Annotated in this window: 15 protein-coding genes, 1 tRNA gene and 1 other RNA gene; 7 read left to right on the forward strand and 10 right to left on the reverse strand. The window is 73.5% G+C overall.

Annotation, left to right across the window (positions count from 1 at the left end):
* The first annotated feature begins 164 nt into the window (after positions 1-164).
* On the forward strand, positions 165-974 hold the full coding sequence (locus EDF18_RS05000; RefSeq protein ID WP_123546658.1) for a DUF1206 domain-containing protein: 810 nt from the start codon (positions 165-167) through the stop codon (positions 972-974).
* Between the two features lie 69 nt (positions 975-1,043).
* On the opposite strand, the gene recR is transcribed toward EDF18_RS05000, so the two are convergent.
* Complete coding sequence (recR, locus tag EDF18_RS05005) at positions 1,044-1,643, reverse strand: recombination mediator RecR (protein ID WP_123546659.1); 600 nt, start codon at positions 1,641-1,643, stop codon at positions 1,044-1,046.
* A gap of 3 nt (positions 1,644-1,646) precedes the next feature.
* Positions 1,647-4,118: a DNA polymerase III subunit gamma and tau gene (locus EDF18_RS05010; protein WP_123546660.1), complete on the reverse strand. Its 2,472-nt coding sequence runs from the start codon at positions 4,116-4,118 to the stop codon at positions 1,647-1,649.
* A 226-nt stretch (positions 4,119-4,344) separates the two neighbouring features.
* Here EDF18_RS05010 and EDF18_RS05015 point away from each other — a divergent pair, with 226 nt between their 5' ends.
* Together EDF18_RS05015 and EDF18_RS05020 are read left to right on the forward strand one after the other, a co-directional pair.
* Positions 4,345-4,965, forward strand: coding sequence for a TasA family protein (locus EDF18_RS05015; protein ID WP_123546661.1), 621 nt, complete (start codon positions 4,345-4,347; stop codon positions 4,963-4,965).
* Positions 4,966-5,137: 172 nt separating this feature from the next.
* Positions 5,138-6,253, forward strand: coding sequence for a signal peptidase I (locus EDF18_RS05020; RefSeq protein ID WP_123546662.1), 1,116 nt, complete (start codon positions 5,138-5,140; stop codon positions 6,251-6,253).
* A gap of 69 nt (positions 6,254-6,322) precedes the next feature.
* Here EDF18_RS05020 and ffs read toward each other — a convergent pair.
* Positions 6,323-6,419, reverse strand: an RNA gene (ffs, locus tag EDF18_RS05025) — signal recognition particle sRNA small type.
* 54 nt (positions 6,420-6,473) lie between these two features.
* On the opposite strand from ffs, the gene EDF18_RS05030 reads away from it, so the two are divergent.
* Entirely contained in the window at positions 6,474-7,154 is a 681-nt protein-coding gene (locus tag EDF18_RS05030; protein WP_123546663.1) for an SDR family oxidoreductase, read from the forward strand.
* 105 nt (positions 7,155-7,259) lie between these two features.
* On the opposite strand, the gene EDF18_RS05035 is transcribed toward EDF18_RS05030, so the two are convergent.
* The 4 genes from EDF18_RS05035 to EDF18_RS05050 all read right to left on the reverse strand — a co-directional run bounded on the left by EDF18_RS05035 (position 7,260) and on the right by EDF18_RS05050 (position 12,426).
* Complete coding sequence (locus tag EDF18_RS05035; protein ID WP_123546664.1) at positions 7,260-8,453, reverse strand: acetate/propionate family kinase; 1,194 nt, start codon at positions 8,451-8,453, stop codon at positions 7,260-7,262.
* Positions 8,450-10,597, reverse strand: coding sequence for a phosphate acetyltransferase (pta, locus tag EDF18_RS05040; protein WP_123546665.1), 2,148 nt, complete (start codon positions 10,595-10,597; stop codon positions 8,450-8,452). The genes EDF18_RS05035 and pta overlap by 4 nt, the downstream gene beginning before the upstream one ends.
* A gap of 43 nt (positions 10,598-10,640) precedes the next feature.
* The gene (locus EDF18_RS05045) at positions 10,641-12,080 is read right to left on the reverse strand and encodes an amino acid permease (protein WP_123546666.1); all 1,440 of its coding nucleotides are present in this window, start codon (positions 12,078-12,080) and stop codon (positions 10,641-10,643) included.
* Between the two features lie 127 nt (positions 12,081-12,207).
* The gene (locus EDF18_RS05050; RefSeq protein ID WP_123546667.1) at positions 12,208-12,426 is read right to left on the reverse strand and encodes a hypothetical protein; all 219 of its coding nucleotides are present in this window, start codon (positions 12,424-12,426) and stop codon (positions 12,208-12,210) included.
* 115 nt (positions 12,427-12,541) lie between these two features.
* On the opposite strand from EDF18_RS05050, the gene EDF18_RS05055 reads away from it, so the two are divergent.
* Positions 12,542-13,048, forward strand: a complete 507-nt coding sequence (locus EDF18_RS05055) for a GNAT family N-acetyltransferase (protein ID WP_123546668.1) — start codon at positions 12,542-12,544, stop codon at positions 13,046-13,048.
* Between the two features lie 135 nt (positions 13,049-13,183).
* On the opposite strand, the gene EDF18_RS05060 is transcribed toward EDF18_RS05055, so the two are convergent.
* A tRNA-Ser gene (locus EDF18_RS05060) sits at positions 13,184-13,268 on the reverse strand.
* A 127-nt stretch (positions 13,269-13,395) separates the two neighbouring features.
* On the opposite strand from EDF18_RS05060, the gene EDF18_RS05065 reads away from it, so the two are divergent.
* Both EDF18_RS05065 and EDF18_RS05070 read left to right on the forward strand, forming a co-directional pair.
* A complete protein-coding gene (locus EDF18_RS05065; RefSeq protein ID WP_123546669.1) occupies positions 13,396-13,767 on the forward strand; it encodes an RNA-binding S4 domain-containing protein in 372 nt (123 codons plus the stop codon).
* Positions 13,768-13,947: 180 nt separating this feature from the next.
* The gene (locus EDF18_RS05070) at positions 13,948-14,571 is read left to right on the forward strand and encodes a hypothetical protein (RefSeq protein ID WP_123546670.1); all 624 of its coding nucleotides are present in this window, start codon (positions 13,948-13,950) and stop codon (positions 14,569-14,571) included.
* Between the two features lie 66 nt (positions 14,572-14,637).
* On the opposite strand, the gene EDF18_RS05075 is transcribed toward EDF18_RS05070, so the two are convergent.
* Positions 14,638-16,620, reverse strand: a complete 1,983-nt coding sequence (locus EDF18_RS05075) for a helicase HerA-like domain-containing protein (RefSeq protein ID WP_123546671.1) — start codon at positions 16,618-16,620, stop codon at positions 14,638-14,640.
* A gap of 9 nt (positions 16,621-16,629) precedes the next feature.
* Positions 16,630-17,349 (reverse strand): phosphatase PAP2 family protein, encoded by a 720-nt coding sequence (locus EDF18_RS05080; protein WP_123546672.1) that lies wholly within the window; start codon positions 17,347-17,349, stop codon positions 16,630-16,632.
* Between the last annotated feature and the right edge of the window lie 39 nt (positions 17,350-17,388).

The raw sequence follows: 17,388 nt of genomic DNA on the forward strand, positions 1-17,388 counted from the left end.
GTGGCAGGAGGAGGCGGGCGCGGTCGGGCTGGCGGCGCCTGCGTCCGATGATTCTAGGAGGTGCCCGGCCCGTGTGACGACCGGTCGCGACGGCCCTGTGGACGGCCGCCTCCTCGCCCCTGGCCGGCCGGGCCGACTGCTCTCGCGACCTCTAGCGTGGGGGCATGACCGACGCCGTCGCGGATGCCCGCGGATCCGCCAGCCGCCTCCAGGACAGCCGTGCCCTCCGCACCCTCGCGCGGGTGGGGTTCGCCGTGAACGGGCTGCTCCACGTCCTGATCGGCGGCATCGCCCTCGGCGTCGCGGCGGGCGGCGGCGGCGAGGCCGACCAGGGCGGCGCGCTCGGCCAGCTCGCCTCGCGGCCCGGCGGCGCCGCCGTGCTGTGGGTCGTCGTCGTGGGCCTGTGGGCCCTCGGCCTGTTCCAGGTGCTCGAGGCGGCTCTCGTGCGGGGCACGGACAAGGAGGCGTGGGCCGAGCGGGCGAAGGAGGGCGGCAAGGGCGTCGCCTACCTCGCCGTCGGCGCCACCGCGTTCACCTTCGCCCGGGGCGGGTCGTCGGACAGCTCGGACCAGACGCAGAGCCTCAGCTCGCGCCTCATCGCGACGCCCGGCGGAGTCGTGCTGCTCGTCGTCCTCGGGCTGGCCGTCGTCGCGATCGGCGTCTACTTCGTCGCCAAGGGCCTCCGGCAGGAGTTCCGTGAGGACCTGGTCGTGCCGTCGGGGACCGCCGGTCGCGTGACCGTCGCGCTCGGCGTCGTCGGCTACGTCGCCAAGGGCGTCGCGATCGCCGTCGTCGGCGTGCTCTTCGCGGTCGCGGCCCTCACAGCCGACCCCGAGGAGGCCAGCGGGCTGGACGGCGCCCTCAAGGCTCTCGCGGGCCTGCCAGCTGGCGTCGTGGTGCTGTCGGTCGTGGCGATCGGACTGATCGCCTTCGGCCTCTACAGCGTCGTCCGTGCCCGTCGCGCGCGGCTCTGAGCCGCCCGCCCTGGAGCGGTCCGGCCCTGAGCCGCTCGACCCTGAGCCGCTCGACCCTGAGTCACTGGTCTACTCGGAGACGAGCCGCCGCCCCTCGAACGCGCGCCCGAGGGTGACCTCGTCGGCGTACTCGAGGTCGCCGCCGACCGGCAGCCCGGAGGCGAGACGCGTGACGCGCAGCCCGAACGGCGCGAGCATCCGGGACAGGTAGGTCGCCGTGGCCTCGCCCTCGAGGTTGGGGTCGGTCGCGATGATGACCTCCTGCACCGTGTCGTCGGCGAGGCGCTGGACGAGCTGCCGGATGCGCAGGTCGTCCGGCCCCACGCCGTCGATGGGGCTGATGGCCCCGCCGAGCACGTGGTAGAGCCCGCGGAACTCGCGGGTCCGTTCGATCGCCTGGACGTCCTTCGCCTCCTCGACCACGCAGATGGTGGCCGGCGAGCGCCGCGGGTCGCGGCAGATGGAGCAGCGCTCCTGCTCGGTGACGTTGCCGCAGACCTCGCAGAACCGCACCCTGGTGCGGACGTCCACCAGCAGCTCCGACAGCCGCGTCGTGTCGTACGTCTCGGTCTGCAGGATGTGGAACGCGATCCGCTGCGCCGACTTCGGCCCGATGCCCGGGAGGCGGCCGAACTCGTCGATCAGCTCTTGGACGATGCCCTCGTACACGGACTACTCGCTTCTCTGAGGCGTGACGCGGGGAGCGATCGTCTCTTCTTCGATGAACTGGGCGCCGAGGATCTCGCGGACGACGGCCTCGCCGTAGCGCGACCCGGCCGGGATGCCCCGCCGGGGGTCGCCCGCGGCGGCGCGGCGCTGGCTCGCACTCGGGCCCTGCGCCGGTGAGGGTGCCGAGGCAGGTGCTGCGGCAGCGGTCGACGGCGTCGCCGGTGCGGCCGGGGCCGCGTCGGAGGGCGGTGGCGTCGCGTCGACCGTGGGGGCACCGCCGGGCGGCTCCTCCGTGATGAACTCGGGTTCGTCGGGCTCGGGCGGGGGCGTCTGCGGGATCGTCGCGACGTCCCAGCCGGTGACGGGGCCGGACGTCGGCCGCGCCTCGGGCTGCGCAGGCCGCGATGCCGGGCGCGACTCCCGGGGGGCCGAGGCAGCCGCGGTGGAGGCCGAGGCAGGTGCCGGAGCCGAGGCGGGTGCCGACGCTGCCTGCGACTCGGGAGCAGGAGAAGACGAGGCCGCCCTCTCGTCCGGGACGACCGGCGCCGGCTCGTCGCGCGCCGTGGCCGGCTCGGTCGGAGCCACGGCGGCGGCGGCCGCCGGGGTCGGGCCGTCGGCCGGGCCCTCCACTCGGGCGATGTACTTGACCCGGACGCCGAGCACCTGCTGGATCGCGCGGCGGAGGTACTCGCTGACGCCCTCGCCGGAGCCCTGGGGCTTCTTGAACTCGTCGACGTCGTGCGAGCTGGGGAACGCCAGGGTCAGCACCTCGTCGGCATAGCCCTGCACGCTCGCGGTGACGACGACCATCCACGCGGTGCGACGCGCCTTCTCGACGGCCTCGACGATCTCGGGCCAGGCGTCACGCATCTGCTGCAGCGACACCGGGCCGACAGGAGAGGCGGAGCCGTCGGGACCCGCACCGGCACCGGGCGGGACGGCCCCCTCGACCGCAGGCGTCTGCGTCCAGGCGGCCGAGTGCGCAGCCGTGGGCGTCGCCGGCTCGGTCGCGGCCGACTCGGCGGCAGCCGGACCATCGGAAGCGGCGGGACCGTCGGAGGCGGCCGGGGACACGTCAGGGCCAGGAGCCGCGGGCGTGCTCGGCATGTCGGGGGCGACGGCGCCCCAGGCCGCCGAGGCCGCGGCGGGGTCCGACGACGTCGCCGCCGGGCCGGCGGCCGCCGTCTGCGAGACGGACGACGGGCCGCCGGCCTGCTGACCGGCGGCACCTGCTCCTCGGGCCGGGACAGCCGACGCGGCCACGGCCGCCTGCACGGGACGTGCAGGGTGGGCGGCGTCGCCTGCGGCGCCGTCGACGCCGACGCGGCGCTCGAGCCGCTCGACGCGGGCCAGCGCGCCCCGCGTCGTCTCGTCGGCCTCGGGCACGAGCACCCGGGCGATCATCAGCTCGAGGTGGAGGCGCGGCGACGTGGCGCCCGTCATGTCGGTGAGGGCCCGGTTGACGACGTCGGCCGAGCGCGAGAGCTCGGCGGCTCCGAACGCGTGCGACTGCTGCACGAGCCGGTCGAGCTCTTCCGGCGTGACGCCGCGCAGGACGGCGGAGGCGCCCTCGACGGTCGCGCCGACCACGATGAGGTCCCGGAGCCGTTCGAGCAGGTCCTCGACGAAGCGCCTCGGGTCCTGGCCCGTCTGGACGACCCGGTCGACGGCCGCGAAGGCGGCCGCGCCGTCGCGCTGACCGAGGGCGACCACGACGTCGTCGAGGAGGGCTGCGTGCGTGTAGCCGAGCAGGGCGACGGCGCGCTCGTACTCGATGCCGCCGCTCTCGCTGCCGGCCATGAGCTGGTCGAGCAGCGACAGGGTGTCGCGCACCGACCCGCCGCCGGCCCGGACCACGAGGGGCAGGACGCCGGGGGCGGCTGCGACGCCCTCGCTCTCGGCGAGCTGCTGCACGTACTCGAGCATCTGCGCGGGCGGGACCAGCCGGAACGGGTAGTGGTGGGTACGCGACCGGATCGTGCCGATCACCTTGTCGGGCTCGGTCGTCGCGAAGATGAACTTGACGTGCTCCGGCGGCTCTTCGACGACCTTCAGCAGCGCGTTGAAGCCCTGCGGCGTGACCATGTGGGCCTCGTCGAGGATGAAGATCTTGAACCGGTCGCGCGCTGGGGCGAACACGGCGCGGTCGCGGATGTCGCGCGCGTCGTCGACGCCGTTGTGGCTGGCGGCGTCGATCTCGATGACGTCGAGCGAGCCGCCCCCGTCGCGCGCGAGCTCGACGCACGAGTCGCAGACGCCGCACGGCGTGTCGGTGGGGCCCTGGGCGCAGTTGAGGCAGCGCGCCAGGATGCGGGCCGACGTCGTCTTGCCGCAGCCCCGGGGGCCGCTGAACAGATAGGCGTGGTTGACGCGGTCGGCGCGCAGCGCCGTGCGGAGCGGATCGGTCACCTGCGACTGTCCGATCAGCTCGGCGAAGTTCTCTGGCCGGTAACGGCGATACAGGGCTGTGACCACGGGACAAGAGTAGTCGGGGCCACCGACGTCCGCGCCGGGCAGGGGGCGACGCGACCCCTCATCGGGGGTGGGTGCGACCTCTGGCGCAACCCGCGCCTCCTTGGTATCTTCGACCCACCGGACGAGCCTCACCAGCTCGTGCCGAACCGTCTCACCAGCGGTGACGCACCGGCCGCGACCCACCCTCGCGGCAGACCGGTCAGGATCAGGATCAGGAGACACCCGCATGTCTGCAGCCACGGCGTCCTCACGCGCCCACCGCCTCTCCGTCTCGGGCAAGGTCAGGGCGGTCCTCGCGCTCGGCACCGTGCTCGGGCTCGGCACCGTCGCGACTCTCGCGGCGTTCACCGACACCGTGACCGCGACCGGCAGCTTCAGCACGGGCACGCTCGACCTCAAGCTGAACGACCAGGACGTCACGACGGCCCTCACCGGCCTGACGATGACCGCGGCGAAGCCCGGCGACTCGACGTACGCGCTCCTCACGGTGCGCAACGGCGGCAGCCTGCCCTTCAACTACACGTACACGACGGTCGCCGGCGGCGCCGACGCGGCTGTCCTCGGCCCTGTGCTGAACTTCGGCGTCGCGAGCCTCGGCACGGGCACCTACAACGTCGGCACGCCCCCGACCTGCAGCTCCGCCACGTTCGGCACGACCCCCGCCACGGTGGTCACGCCCAGCACGACGAAGCTCAGCGCAGGCCCGGCCACGGCTGCCGCCCGGCCCCTGGCGGCCACCCAGGTCGAGTACCTCTGCGTCCGCGCCGAGGTCCCTGCCGACGCGACCAACACGGTGCAGGGCAAGACCGTGACGGCGACCATGACGGTGACCGCCACCCAGCAGTAGCTGCCCCGCAGCTCCTCCCAGCCCCCGCCTCCCAGGGCGGGCGTCCCGAGGCCCCCGCCACCCGTGGCGGACGCGGCCCGGACACGGGAACGGCGGAGTCCGGCGTCGGGTGCCCGACTCCGCCGTTCCCCTCACGATCCACCTGCCCGACGCGCGACGAGGGGAGCCACGCATGGCGTCCTCCCCCGGACGCGCGCGGCACGACCGGCCACCGGTCGACCACGCCCGCCGCAACGCCCGGGCGCGCTTCTTCGCGCGCGAGGTCGTCCTCTGGGCCGGCGCCCTTACCGGCGTGGTCTGCCTGACGGCTGCTGCCCTCGCCGTCTTCGCGGGCGTCACCCCCCTCATCTTCCGGTCCGGCTCGATGTCCCCCGACATCCCCACGGGCGCGCTCGCGCTGGCGCGGACGGTGCCGGCGGCCGACGTGGCCGTCGGCGACGTCGTGAGCGTCCCCCGCGCGGACGGCGTCCGCGTCACCCACCGCGTGGTCGAGACGGACGACGCGGGCGGCGCCTCCCGGTCCCTCGTCCTCAAGGGCGACGCGAACCCGGTGACCGACCCGGACCCGATCGTCGTCGCGGAGGCCGACCGTGTCTTCTGGTCGACGCCCCGCCTCGGCGAGTGGGTCGACCAGGCGCTCGCCCCCGGCTGGGTGTTCGTGATCGGCACGCTCTTCGGCATGCTCGCCATGATCGGCTTCCGCCGCCCGCGCGCCGAGGACCTCGCCGCGACCGCCCACGAGCCGGCACCTGCCGACGGAGGCCGAGCCGAGGAGGTGCGTGCCCGCCACGATGACGGGCCGCGCCACGCGGCCGGCCGGCACCGCACCTCCGGCACTGCCGGCACCGCCGCCGTGTCGACCGTCGTCGCGCTCGCCCTCGCGGCCAGCCTGGCTGCGGTGCCCCCCGAGTCCACCCTCGCCGCCTTCGCCGACACGACCCGCGCGACCGGGACGGCGACCACGGGGACCCTCGTGGGCGCCTCGACGATCGGGTGCACCGGCGGCGGTCTCCTCGGGGCCCCTGTGCTGTCGTGGGACGTCCCGACGCCGCTCCCCGCGGGCGGAGTCGAGCCGCCGTCGTGGAACGTGTACCGGAACGGCGTGACGCTGCCGGTCGCCACCGTGACGGTGAAGAGCTACCAGGTGCCAGCGGAGATCCTCGGCGTCAGCGCCGCGACCTACCGCGTGCAGGGCACGGCCGGTACCGCGCCGTGGTCGTCGCCCGTCTCGGGGACTCGAACGGTCAATTTCGGCCTGCTGGGAGTCACCTGCAGCACAGCGACCTGACCGGCTGGTCCCGTCTGCACCAGGCAGGACGCCGCGCCGAAGCGCCGCAGGGGCGGCGGCGCGTTAAAAAGTAGAGACCCCTCACGCACCCGCCAGAGCCCGGTTGCCCTTGCTGCGTTTCCGCCCTGGGGGAGTTGGCCTGGATGGCGCCACGTGAGGAGCCTCCAGAAGTTTAGCGGCTCCTGGGTGGTCTGCGCGACACGGGGTGTTCCCTGGGTGCATGAGAATCGTCATCGCCGGAGGACACGGCAAGATCGCCCAGCTCCTCGAACGCCGACTCGCCGACGCCGGGCACGACCCGGTGGGCATCGTCCGCAACCCCGACCACACGTCCGACCTCGAGGCGGCGGGTGCTCGCGCGCTCGTCCTCGACCTGGAGCAGGCCGACGTCGAGACCCTCGCGGGCCACCTCGACGGTGCCGACGCCGTGGTCTTCGCGGCCGGCGGCGGGGGCGGCAGCGGCGCGGAGCGCAAGCTCACGATCGACCGCGACGGAGCCGTCCTGCTCGCCGACGCGGCGGAGAAGGCGGGCGTCGGCCGCTACGTGATGGTCTCGGCCATCGGCACGGACGACTTCGACGCCGAGAAGGCCCAGCTGCCCGCCGAGGACGACGACGCCGTCTACCAGGTGTACATGCGCGCGAAGAGCGAGGCCGACGCCGACCTGCGCGCCCGCGACGGCCTGGACTGGACCGTGGTGCGCCCCGGCGGCCTCACCGACGACCCCGGCACCGGCCAGGTCACGGTGGGCCAGACCGTCGAGCGGGGCACGGTCTCCCGCGCCGACGTGGCGGAGGTGATCGCCACCGCGATCATCGAGGGCACCGCGGTGAAGACCCAGTTCGAGCTCGTCTCGGGCGAGACTCCCGTCTCGGACGCGCTCGCCACGATCAAGTACTGAGGTCGACGCAGGGGGCTGCCCCTGCCGTCGACGAGAGAGGCCCAGGAGGCGCGACGTGCGCCTCCGGGGCCTTTGTCGTCCGGCACGCGGCCGGCCTGGCACGTCCTAGCGGAGCGCGGCGGCCTGCCGGGCGATCTCGAGCTCCTCGTTCGTGGGGACGACGAGGACGTCGACGGACGCTCCCTCGGGCGAGATCCGGCGAGCGTCGCGCGAGGCCAGCTCGTTCCGGTCGTCGTCGATCCGGATGCCGAAGAAGTCGAGCCCGGCCAGCGTGCGGCGGCGCAGCAGGGCGTTGTTCTCGCCGACGCCCGCGGTGAAGACGACCGCGTCGAGTCCGCCGAGCTGCGCGACGTAGGCGCCGACGTAGTGGCGGATGCGGTGGCGGTAGACGGCCAGCGCCGACTCGGACACGACGTCGCCGCGCGAGGCGCTGTCCTGCACGTCGCGCATGTCGCCGCTGCCCGTCAGGCCGAGCAGGCCGCTGCCCTTGTTGAGCAGCGTCTCGAGCTCATCGAAGTCGAGGCCCGCCTCGCGGTGCAGGTGGAAGACGGCTGCCGGGTCGATGTCGCCGGACCGCGTGCCCATCACGAGCCCCTCGAGGGGCGTCATGCCCATGCTCGTCTCGATCGAGCGGCCGCCGTCGATCGCTGCGGCGGAGGCGCCGTTGCCGAGGTGCAGGACGATGATCTTGAGCTCGGCCAGCGGACGGCCGAGGAACTCGGCGGTCTTCTCGGACACGTACTTGTGCGAGGTGCCGTGGAACCCGAACCGGCGCACGTGGTGCTTCTCGGCCAGCTCCGCGTCGATCGCGTAGGTGTACGCAGCGGGCGCCAGCGTCTGGTGGAACGCCGTGTCGAACACCGCCACGTGGGGCACGTCGGCGAACGCCTCCTTCGCGGCCCTGATGCCCTGCAGGTTCGCGGGGTTGTGCAGCGGCGCCAACGCGGAGAGGCGGTCGATCGTCTTCTCCACCTCGTCGGTGACGAGCGTGGCCCGGTCGAAGTCCACTCCCCCGTGCACGACACGGTGGCCGACGGCCGTGGGCGGGTGCTCGTCGAAGGAGGGGCCTTGTGCGGCGAAGGCGGCCATCATCGCCTCGAACCCGGCCGCGTGGTCGGCGATCGGCTGCGAGTCGTTGCTGCTCTCGGCACCCGTCAGGTGGTTGCGGTGCCGGGTCTGGCCCACCGCCTCCCCGATGCGCTCGACCAGACCCGACGCGAGCGTCGTCTCGTCGTCCAGCTCGATCAGCTGGTACTTGAACGACGACGAGCCGGAGTTGACGACGAGCACTGCGCTCACGGGGTGTTCCCTTCGGTGGTGGTGGTGGTCTCGGCGGCGGCCGCCTCGGTGCCGGCCTGGATGGCGGTGATGGCCACCGTGTTGACGATGTCGCCGACGAGCGCGCCGCGGGAGAGGTCGTTGATCGGCTTGCGGAGGCCCTGCAGGATGGGCCCGATCGCGACCGCCCCCGCACTCCGCTGCACGGCCTTGTACGTGTTGTTGCCGGTGTTCAGGTCGGGGAAGATGAACACGGTCGCGCGGCCCGCGACCTCGGAGTCGGGCATCTTGGCGGCGGCCACGACCGGGTCGGCCGCGGCGTCGTACTGGATCGGTCCCTCGACGAGCAGGTCGGGGCGGCGCTCGCGCACCAGCGCCGTCGCGGCGCGGACCTTCTCGACGTCGGCGCCCGAGCCGCTGTCGCCGGTGCTGTAGCTGAGCATGGCCACGCGGGGCTCGATGCCGAACTGCACCGCGGTCTCGGCCGACGAGATCGCGATGTCGGCGAGCTGCTCGGCGGTCGGGTCGGGGATGACGGCGCAGTCGCCGTAGACCAGCACCCGGTCGGCGAGCGCCATGAGGAACACGCTCGAGACGACGCCGACGCCCGGCACCGTCTTGATCACCTCGAACGCGGGACGGATGGTGTGGGCCGTCGTGTGCGCCGCCCCGGAGACCATGCCGTCGGCGAGGCCGAGCTTGACCATCATCGTGCCGAAGTACGAGACGTCGGTGACCGTGTCCATCGCCATGCTCGCGGAGATGCCCTTGTGCGCCCGCAGCTTCGCGTACTCGGCGGCGAACTGCACCTGCAGGCTGGCGTCGAAGGGGTCGAGCACGCGGGCGTCGGCCAGGTCGAGGCCGAGCTCGGCGCCGCGTGCGCGGATGACGCCCTCGTCGCCCAGCAGCGTCAGGTCGGCCACGCCGCGCTGCAGCAGCGTCGACGCGGCGCGCAGGATGCGGTCGTCGTCGCCCTCGGGCAGCACGATGTGCTTCTTGACGCTGCGGGCGCGCTCGAGCAGCTGGTGCTCGAACATCAGCGGCGTGACGACGCCGGAGGGGCTCACCTCGAGCAGGCGCAGCAGCTCGGCGCCGTCGACGTGCGTCTCGAAGAGCGACAGCGCGAGGTCGTACTTGCGGGGCGAGTCGGCGGCGAGGCGACCCCGGGTCTGGGTGATGGCCAGCGCGGCGTCGTAGGTGCCGAGCTCGCTGCGGGCGATCGGCAGCGTGCTGCCGAGGCCCTCGATTAGCCGGTCGACCTGGGGGGCGAGCGCGAAGCCGCCGTTGAGCACGACCGCGGCGAGCGACGGGAACGTCTCGGACGCGTGGGCGAGCACCGTCGCGACGAGCACGTCGGACCGGTCGCCGGGCACGACCACCACGGCCCCCTCGATCAGCCGCGGCAGGACGTTCTCCATCGACATGGCGGCGACGACGACCCCCTCGACCTCACGGTCGAGCAGGGCCTCGTCGCCACGCAGGAACGTCGAGCCGGTCGCCTCGAGCACGGCGCGGACGGTGGGCGCGACGAGGAGGCGGTCCTCCGGCAGCGCCCAGACGGGCACGGTGCCCGAGGGGCTCCCGGCGAGCGCCTGGCCCACGCCCTCGACGACGTCGTCGAGGTGCTCGGGGTCGACCCGGTTCGCGACGACGGCGAGCAGGCCGGCGTGCTCGTTGCGGAGCTCGGCCGTCGTGACCTCGGCCACCTGGCGCATGTCCGCGCCGGTGCGGGGAGTCGTGCCGTCGGCGGCGCTGCGGCCGCCGAGCACGAGCAGCACGGGGGCGCCGAGGTTGGCGGCCACCCGGGCGTTGAACGACAGCTCAGTGGGGCTGCCGACGTCGGTGTAGTCGGAGCCGATCACCACGACGGCGTCGCACTGCCGCTCGACGGCGGAGAACCGGCTGACGATGGCGGCCAGCGCCGCGTCGGGATCGCGGTGCACGTCGTCGTAGGTGACGCCGACGCACTCCTCGTAGTCGAGGTCGACGCTGTCGTGGGCGAGCAGCAGCTCGAGGACGTAGTCGCGCTCGCGCGTCGACCGCGCCACGGGACGGAACACCCCCACCCGGCCGACCTCGTGGCTCAGCGTGTCGAGGACGCCGAGGGCGATCGTCGACTTGCCGGTGTGGCCTTCTGCGGACGTGATGTAGATGCGGGTGGACACGTCGCCCAGCCTACGTCCGGCGGGCTCGGAGGCGCCGGGGAGCTCAGCGCGGCAGGCGCGGGCTGTCCGGGTTCAGCAGCGAGTGCCTGCGGCCGTAGCCGAAGTAGAGCACGAGGCCGACGACCAGCCAGATGCCGAAGCGCAGCCAGGTCTCCCAGTGCAACTGCGAGATGAGGAACCCGCTCGCCAGCACCCCGAAGGCCGGGACGAAGGGCATGAACGGGAGGCGGAACGTGCGCGGCTCGTCGGGCTTGCGGTAGCGGAACACGATGACCGCGACGCAGACCACCACGAACGCGGCGAGGATGCCGATGTTCGTCAGGTCGGCGACGGCGCGGATGGGGAACACCCCGGCGAGCAGCGCGGAGGCGATGCCCGCGATCCACGTGACGCGCTGCGGGACGCCCTTGCGATCGGTCCGCGCGAACCAGCCGGGCAGCAGGCCGTCGCGGCTCATCGAGAACCAGACCCGCGTGACGCCGAGCAGGAACGTCAGCATGACGGTGAGGATCGAGATGACGGCGAACACCGAGATGATCGTGGCCACCACCGGCAGGCCGACGCTGCTGAACGCCGAGGCGAAGCCGGCGGCCGGGTCGATCTCGCGGTAGTCCTGCATGCCGGTGAGCACCAGGGTGGCGGCGACGTAGAGGATCATCGCGATGATCAACGACAGGATGATCGCCTTCGGCATGTGCTTCTTGCCGTCGACGCTCTCCTCCGCCGCGGTGCTCATCGCGTCGTAGCCGAAGACGGCGAAGAAGACGGTGGCGGCCCCGGTGAAGACCGGCCCGAAGCCGTTGGGCACGAAGGGCGAGAAGTTCTCGGCGCTCAGGTGGAACAGGCCGATGCCGATGATGAACAGCACCAGCAGCACCTTGATGCCGACGGCGACGATCTCGAAGCGGCCGAACGCCTTCGATCCCCGGCTCAGGATGAAGGTCACGACCAGGCAGACGACGATCGCGGGCAGGTTGACCACGCCGCCCTGCCCCGCGTCGGGCGTCGAGGCGATCGCGTCGGGGAGGTGCAGCCCGAGCCCCGAGAGGAACGCGTCGAAGTAGCCCGAGATGCCGATCGCGACGACGGCCACGATGGCCACGTACTCGAGCAGCAGGTCCCAGCCGATGAACCAGCCGATGATCTCGCCGAGGGCGACGTAGCCGTAGGTGTAGGCGGAGCCGGCCCGCGGGATCATGCCCGCGAACTCGGCGTACGAGAGCGCCGCCGCGGCACTCGCGAGACCGGCGATCAAGAAGGAGAACAGGACGGCCGGCCCGACGCCCGGGTTCGCGTCGTCGCCGTGGGCGACGAGCCCCGCCAGCGAGAAGATGCCGACGCCGATGATGCCGCCGACGCCGATGGCCGTCAGCTGCCACAGGCCGAGGCTCTTGAAGAGGCCGGTGCCCCCGGTCTCGTCCTCGATCTGCTGCACGGGCTTCTTGCGCAGCACCGAGCGGGATCCGTCACGTCGTGTGGTCACGAGCGCCTCCTGTGCGCACGCCGTCGTGCGCGGTCTGGCCGAGGGGCGCGGGTGCGCCGTGGCGATATGTTACCCCCGCGACAGCTCTCGGTGGGTCCCGGTCATCCGGTCACCGCGGCTCGACGGCTCAGGAGTAGTCGTGCTGCGCGACTCCGAGGGAGCGGTACACCGCGTTGCCCTCGGTCGAGGCGTCGGGGTCGAGCTCCCAGTTGACGTCGTCGCCGCCGTCGGCCGCGGGCCGGACGAGGCTCTTCTGCGCCTGGCCGCCGATCGACTCGAGCTGCTCGGTGCGGGCCTCCTGGCCGTCGTCGCCGAGGAAGGACGCGGTGTAGGTGTCGTCAGTCATGACCAGAACCTACGCGGGCGCCCTCGGGTCTGACCGGCGCCTCCGACGGTTCCCAGGGTCGGGCGGCTCGCACGTCGGTGTCCTCGCCGGGGTCGGCCCCTCCTATGATCGTGCCGTGATCATCCGCGCTGCCGCCGAATCCGACCTGCCGGGGGTCCTCGAGATCCACGCCGACGCCGTCGCCCGCTCGACCGCCATCTGGACCGACGTGGAGCCCGACCTGCAGGGGCGCCGCGACTGGCTCGCCGCCCACAGCCGCCCGGGCACGGCCGCCGTCGTCGCCGTCGAGGGCGACCTCGTCGTCGGGTACGCGAGCTTCGGCCCGTTCCACGCCAAGGACGGCTACCGCCACACGGTCGAGAACAGCGTCTACGTGCGCGAGGGGCACCAGGGGGCCGGCATCGGCCGCAGCCTGCTGGAGGCGCTGGTCGCCGGGGCCGCGGAGGCCGGCCACCACGTCATGGTCGCCCTCGTCGAGGCCGGCAACGAGGGCTCGGTGCGCCTGCACCGGTCGCTCGGCTTCGAGGACGCGGGGCTGCTGCGCGAGGTCGGCGTCAAGTTCGGCCGCTGGCTCGACCTTCGGTACATGACGCTGATGCTCGACGGCACCGCCGCCTCCTAGGCCCGCCGCCCGGTGTCGCCCGCAAGGAGAACGAGAAAGGCCCTCCCGAAGGGGAGGGCCTTTCTCGTGTCGCCCGCAGGGCGAACCAGAGAAGGACGAGCGATGGCCCTCCCGAAGGGGAGGGCCATCGCGACGCGGAGGATAGGGGATTCGAACCCCTGAGGGCTTGCACCCAACACGCTTTCCAAGCGTGCGCCATAGGCCACTAGGCGAATCCTCCAGGGCGAGCGACAGCATCACTGGCGCACGACCTCGTCCATGGTAGCGGACGGCGCGAGGTGCTGCGGACGCACCTGCGGCGGGCGGCGGGCACGCGGCGCGCGGCCGGCCCGACGTAGCATCGTCGGATGGACTCCCCCGCCTCCGCCCGCGTCGACAGCTGGCTGTGGGCGGTCCGTGTCTACAAGACGCGCTCGGCGGCGACGACGGGCTGCCGCGCCGGGCACGTCCGGGTGAACGGCGAGCGGGTCAAGGCGTCGCAGTCGGTCCGGCCCGGCGACGAGGTCCGGGTCCGCGTGGCCGGGTTCGACCGGATCCTCGTGGTCCGCACGTGCCTCGTGAAGCGGGTCGGCGCCTCCGTCGCCGCCGAGGCGATGACCGACCTGACACCGCCTCCTCCCCCGCGCGAGGAGACTGCCGTGGTGGCGGTCCGGGACAGGGGGGCCGGTCGGCCGACGAAGCGCGAACGGCGCGACCTCGAGAAGCTCCGCGACCGCTGACGCGGCTGTCGGGCACACACCGGCCACCGACGCCGGGAGGACGCCGCGCCGGGCTTTCGCGGACCGGACAGAGCGGTCCGGCCCGGGGGACGCCTCCCTTATGATCGGTGCCACGGCAGGCCGTCGGGAGACGGCCGTCCTCTCTGAGGGGGGAGGCAGCCGAGGGCCGAGGGGGCTGACATGGTGACTGGCGTCGCGCGCGACGACTTCGAGGTGATCGCCGTGCCTCGGCGCACGATCGCCCGGACCGCCGTGCTCACCGCCGTCTTCAGCCTCGTGCCCGTGCTCGCGGCCCTGCTGTGGCTGACCTGGCCGACCGGTCGCTGGCCGGCCGTGCTGTGGGTCGCCGATGTCGCCGTCGTCGTGGGGCTCCTCATGTACTGGCGCTTCCGGGTCTCCTACGCCGGCGTCAGCTCGACCGAGTTCTTCAAGCGCGGCTGGCTCCCGGGCAGCGTACGGCTCCCCCGAGACGCCGTCGCGACCGTCCTCGTCGCGCGCACCTACCGCGGCGCCTCGACCGAGACCGTGCCGCAGCTCATCGCCCTCGGCCACGACGGCGAGGTGCTCTTCCGCATGCGGGGCGGCTACTGGCCCGACGAGGCGATCACCGCCGTCACCGATGCGCTCGGCAGTGCCGTGACGACCGTCTCGCGGCCGATGTCGGGGCCTGAGTTCTACCGCACCTGGCCCGAGAGCCGGTCGTGGTACGAGGGCCGACGGTGGCTCAGCACCACGCTGGTCGTGCTGGCCTTCGCCGTCACGACGGGCCTGCTGGCCCTCGTCTGGCAGGCCTTCACGGGCTGAGCCCTCCCGAGTCGCGCGGAGCACCCCGGGCGAGCCCGAGACCGTGGGCCCCGGGCCCCGCCGGGCTCAGCGCCGGCGCAGCGTCCCGAAGATCCCCTTGACGACCTCGCGCACGATCGTCTTGCCGGCGCTCGAGCCGAGCACGTCGCCGAGCACGCCGCCCGCACCGCTGCCGCCCGCACGCCCGCGCCCCGACGACGAACCAGAGGAGGAGCGGGTCGAGCCGCCCGCCCGACGCGCCCTCGTCGACGCGGCGGCCCGCTCGGCCTTCTCGAACTCTCGCTGCTGTCGCTCGTACTCGGCCTGGGCGGCCTTCCGCTCCTTCTCGGCCGCCTTCAGGGCCGCGGCGTCGTGCTTCTCCCGGGCCGCCGCCTCCTTCGCCTCGAGCACGAGGGCCTCGTCGCGCGCGGTCGCCTCGTCGAGCTCGCGACGGCGCAGCGCGGCGGCCTCGAGCTTGCGGGCCAGCATCTCGCGCGCGGAGTCGCGGTCGACCGGAGTGCCGTAGACCGGCCAGAGCGGCGAGGCAGCCACCTGGGCGGCCATCTCGTCGGCGGGCAGGGGCGACATCGAGCCCTGGGGCGCCCGGACCCGCGTCCACGCGACCGGGCTGGGCGCGCCCTTCTCGTTCATCACGGTGACGACCGCCTCCCCCGTGCCCAGGCTGGTCAGCACGGCCCCGAGGTCGTAGTCGCTCGTGGGGTAGGTCGAGACGGTCGCCCGCAGCGCCTTGGCGTCGTCGGGCGTGAAGGCCCGCAGCTGGTGCTGGATCCGTGAGCCGAGCTGGGCGAGCACGTCGCCGGGCACGTCCTTCGGGGTCTGCGTGACGAAGACGATGCCGACGCCCTTCGACCGGATCAGCCGCACGGTGCGCGTCACCTGGTCGAGGAACGCGTCCGAGGCGCCCGCGAAGAGCAGGTGGGCCTCGTCGAAGAAGAACACGAGCTTAGGTCGGTCGAGGTCGCCCACCTCGGGGAGGTCGTTGTACAGGTCGGCCAAGAGCCACATCAGGAACGTCGAGAACAACGCCGGCCGGTCGTGGACGCCGGGCAGCTCGAGCAGGCTGACGATGCCGCGACCGTCGGCCGCGGTGCGGAGGAACACGGCCGTGTCGATCTCGGGCTCGCCGAAGAACGCGTCGGCGCCCTGGTCGGCGAAGGTGATCAGCTCGCGCAGCACCACCCCGACGGTCGCCTTGCTGAGCCCGCCGAGCTCGGCGAGCTCGGCCTTGCCGTCGTCGCTCGTCAGGTAGGTGAGCACGCTGCGGAGGTCGGCGAGGTCGAGCAGCGGCAGCCCCGCCTGCTCGGCGTAGTGGAAGACGAGGCCGAGGCTCGACTCCTGCGTGTCGTTCAGGCCGAGCACCTTGCTGAGCAGGATCGGCCCGAAGCCGCTCACCGTCGCCCGCACCGGGACGCCAGGGCCGCCGTCGCCGAGCGAGAAGAACTCGGCCGGCGCCGCCAGGGGCGTCCAGTCCTGGCCGATGCCGCGGGTGCGCGCGAGCAGCTTCTCGCTCGACTCGCCCGGGGCGGCGAGGCCGGAGAGGTCGCCCTTCACGTCGGCCGCGAAGACGGGCACGCCCGCCGCGGACAGCTGCTCGGCGAGCACCTGCAGCGTCTTCGTCTTGCCCGTGCCCGTCGCGCCCGCGATCAGGCCGTGCCGGTTCAGCATCCCGAGCGGGATCCGCACGGGGACGTCGGCGAGCGCGTCGCCGTTGACGAGCGAGCCGATCTCGAGGGCCGGGCCCTCGGGGGCGTAGCCGGCGCGCACCGCGTCGACGGCACCGGACGAGAGCGGACCCGAGGAGGCGGTCGTCGCCTCGGCAGGACCGGCGGCGGCGACCGGGTCGGACGCGCCTGCGTCCTGCGCTGCCGCCGCTCCCGCTGCCGCCCGTGCGTCCCGCTCGGCGTCGCCCGCCTCCTGCGCCGCCGCCTCGGCCTCGGCCGCGAGCTGCTCGGCCCGCGCCAACGCCGACTCCGCGTCGCGCTTCGCCTGCTCGGCGGCGGCGACCGCCGCCGCGGCCTCCGCCCTGGCCTGGTCGAGGGGGTCGGTCATGGGGTCAGCCTAGGCACCCGTGCCGACGCGCGTCTGCCACGCCCAGCCGCGGCCCCGGACCCGCTCCTGCTCGTCGAGCAGCCGGTGGGCGACCGGGGCCCAGAGGACGACCGCGACGCCGGCGCCGATCAGCAGCCCGCCGATCGTGTCGGTCAGCCAGTGCGCCCCGAGGTAGGTGCGGCTGAGCAGCATCAGCACGGTCCAGACGACGCCGGCCGCCCAGACCCAGACGCGGCGGAGCACGACCCCGAGCACGACGGCGAGGGTCGCCGCGTTGGCGGTGTGGCCCGACGGGAACGAGCCGTAGTCGCTCACCACGAGGATCTCGGTCGGCCGCGCCCGCCCGAAGGTGTGCTTGATCACCTGGACGACGCCGGCGCTCAGGGCGCACGCGCAGATCCAGTAGAGAGCCGCCCACGGGCGCCGCCGCAACAGGAAGACCACGGCGACGCCGATCGGCACGACGAAGACGCCGATCAGCCCTGCCCCGACCGTGTCGAAGAGGAGGGCCGGGGCGATCCAGAAGTCGCTGCGGTGCTCGACGAGCTCGTTCATGACCCGTTCGTCGATGCCGAGCCGCCCCGCCCTCGCCGTCACGACCACGCCGATCAGCAGCACGACCCCGATCGCGCCGAGCGCGCTGAAGACCCACCACCGGCGCTGCACGCGACGCGCGACGGTCGCCTCCCGCGGGGTGGCCGACTTCGGGGCGAGGGGGGAGGTGTCCATCCGCCGACAGTACCGACGGAGGTGCGGCGCGGCCCGCCC

This window comes from Frigoribacterium sp. PhB107 (assembly GCF_003751515.1).
Taxonomy (GTDB): domain Bacteria; phylum Actinomycetota; class Actinomycetes; order Actinomycetales; family Microbacteriaceae; genus Frigoribacterium.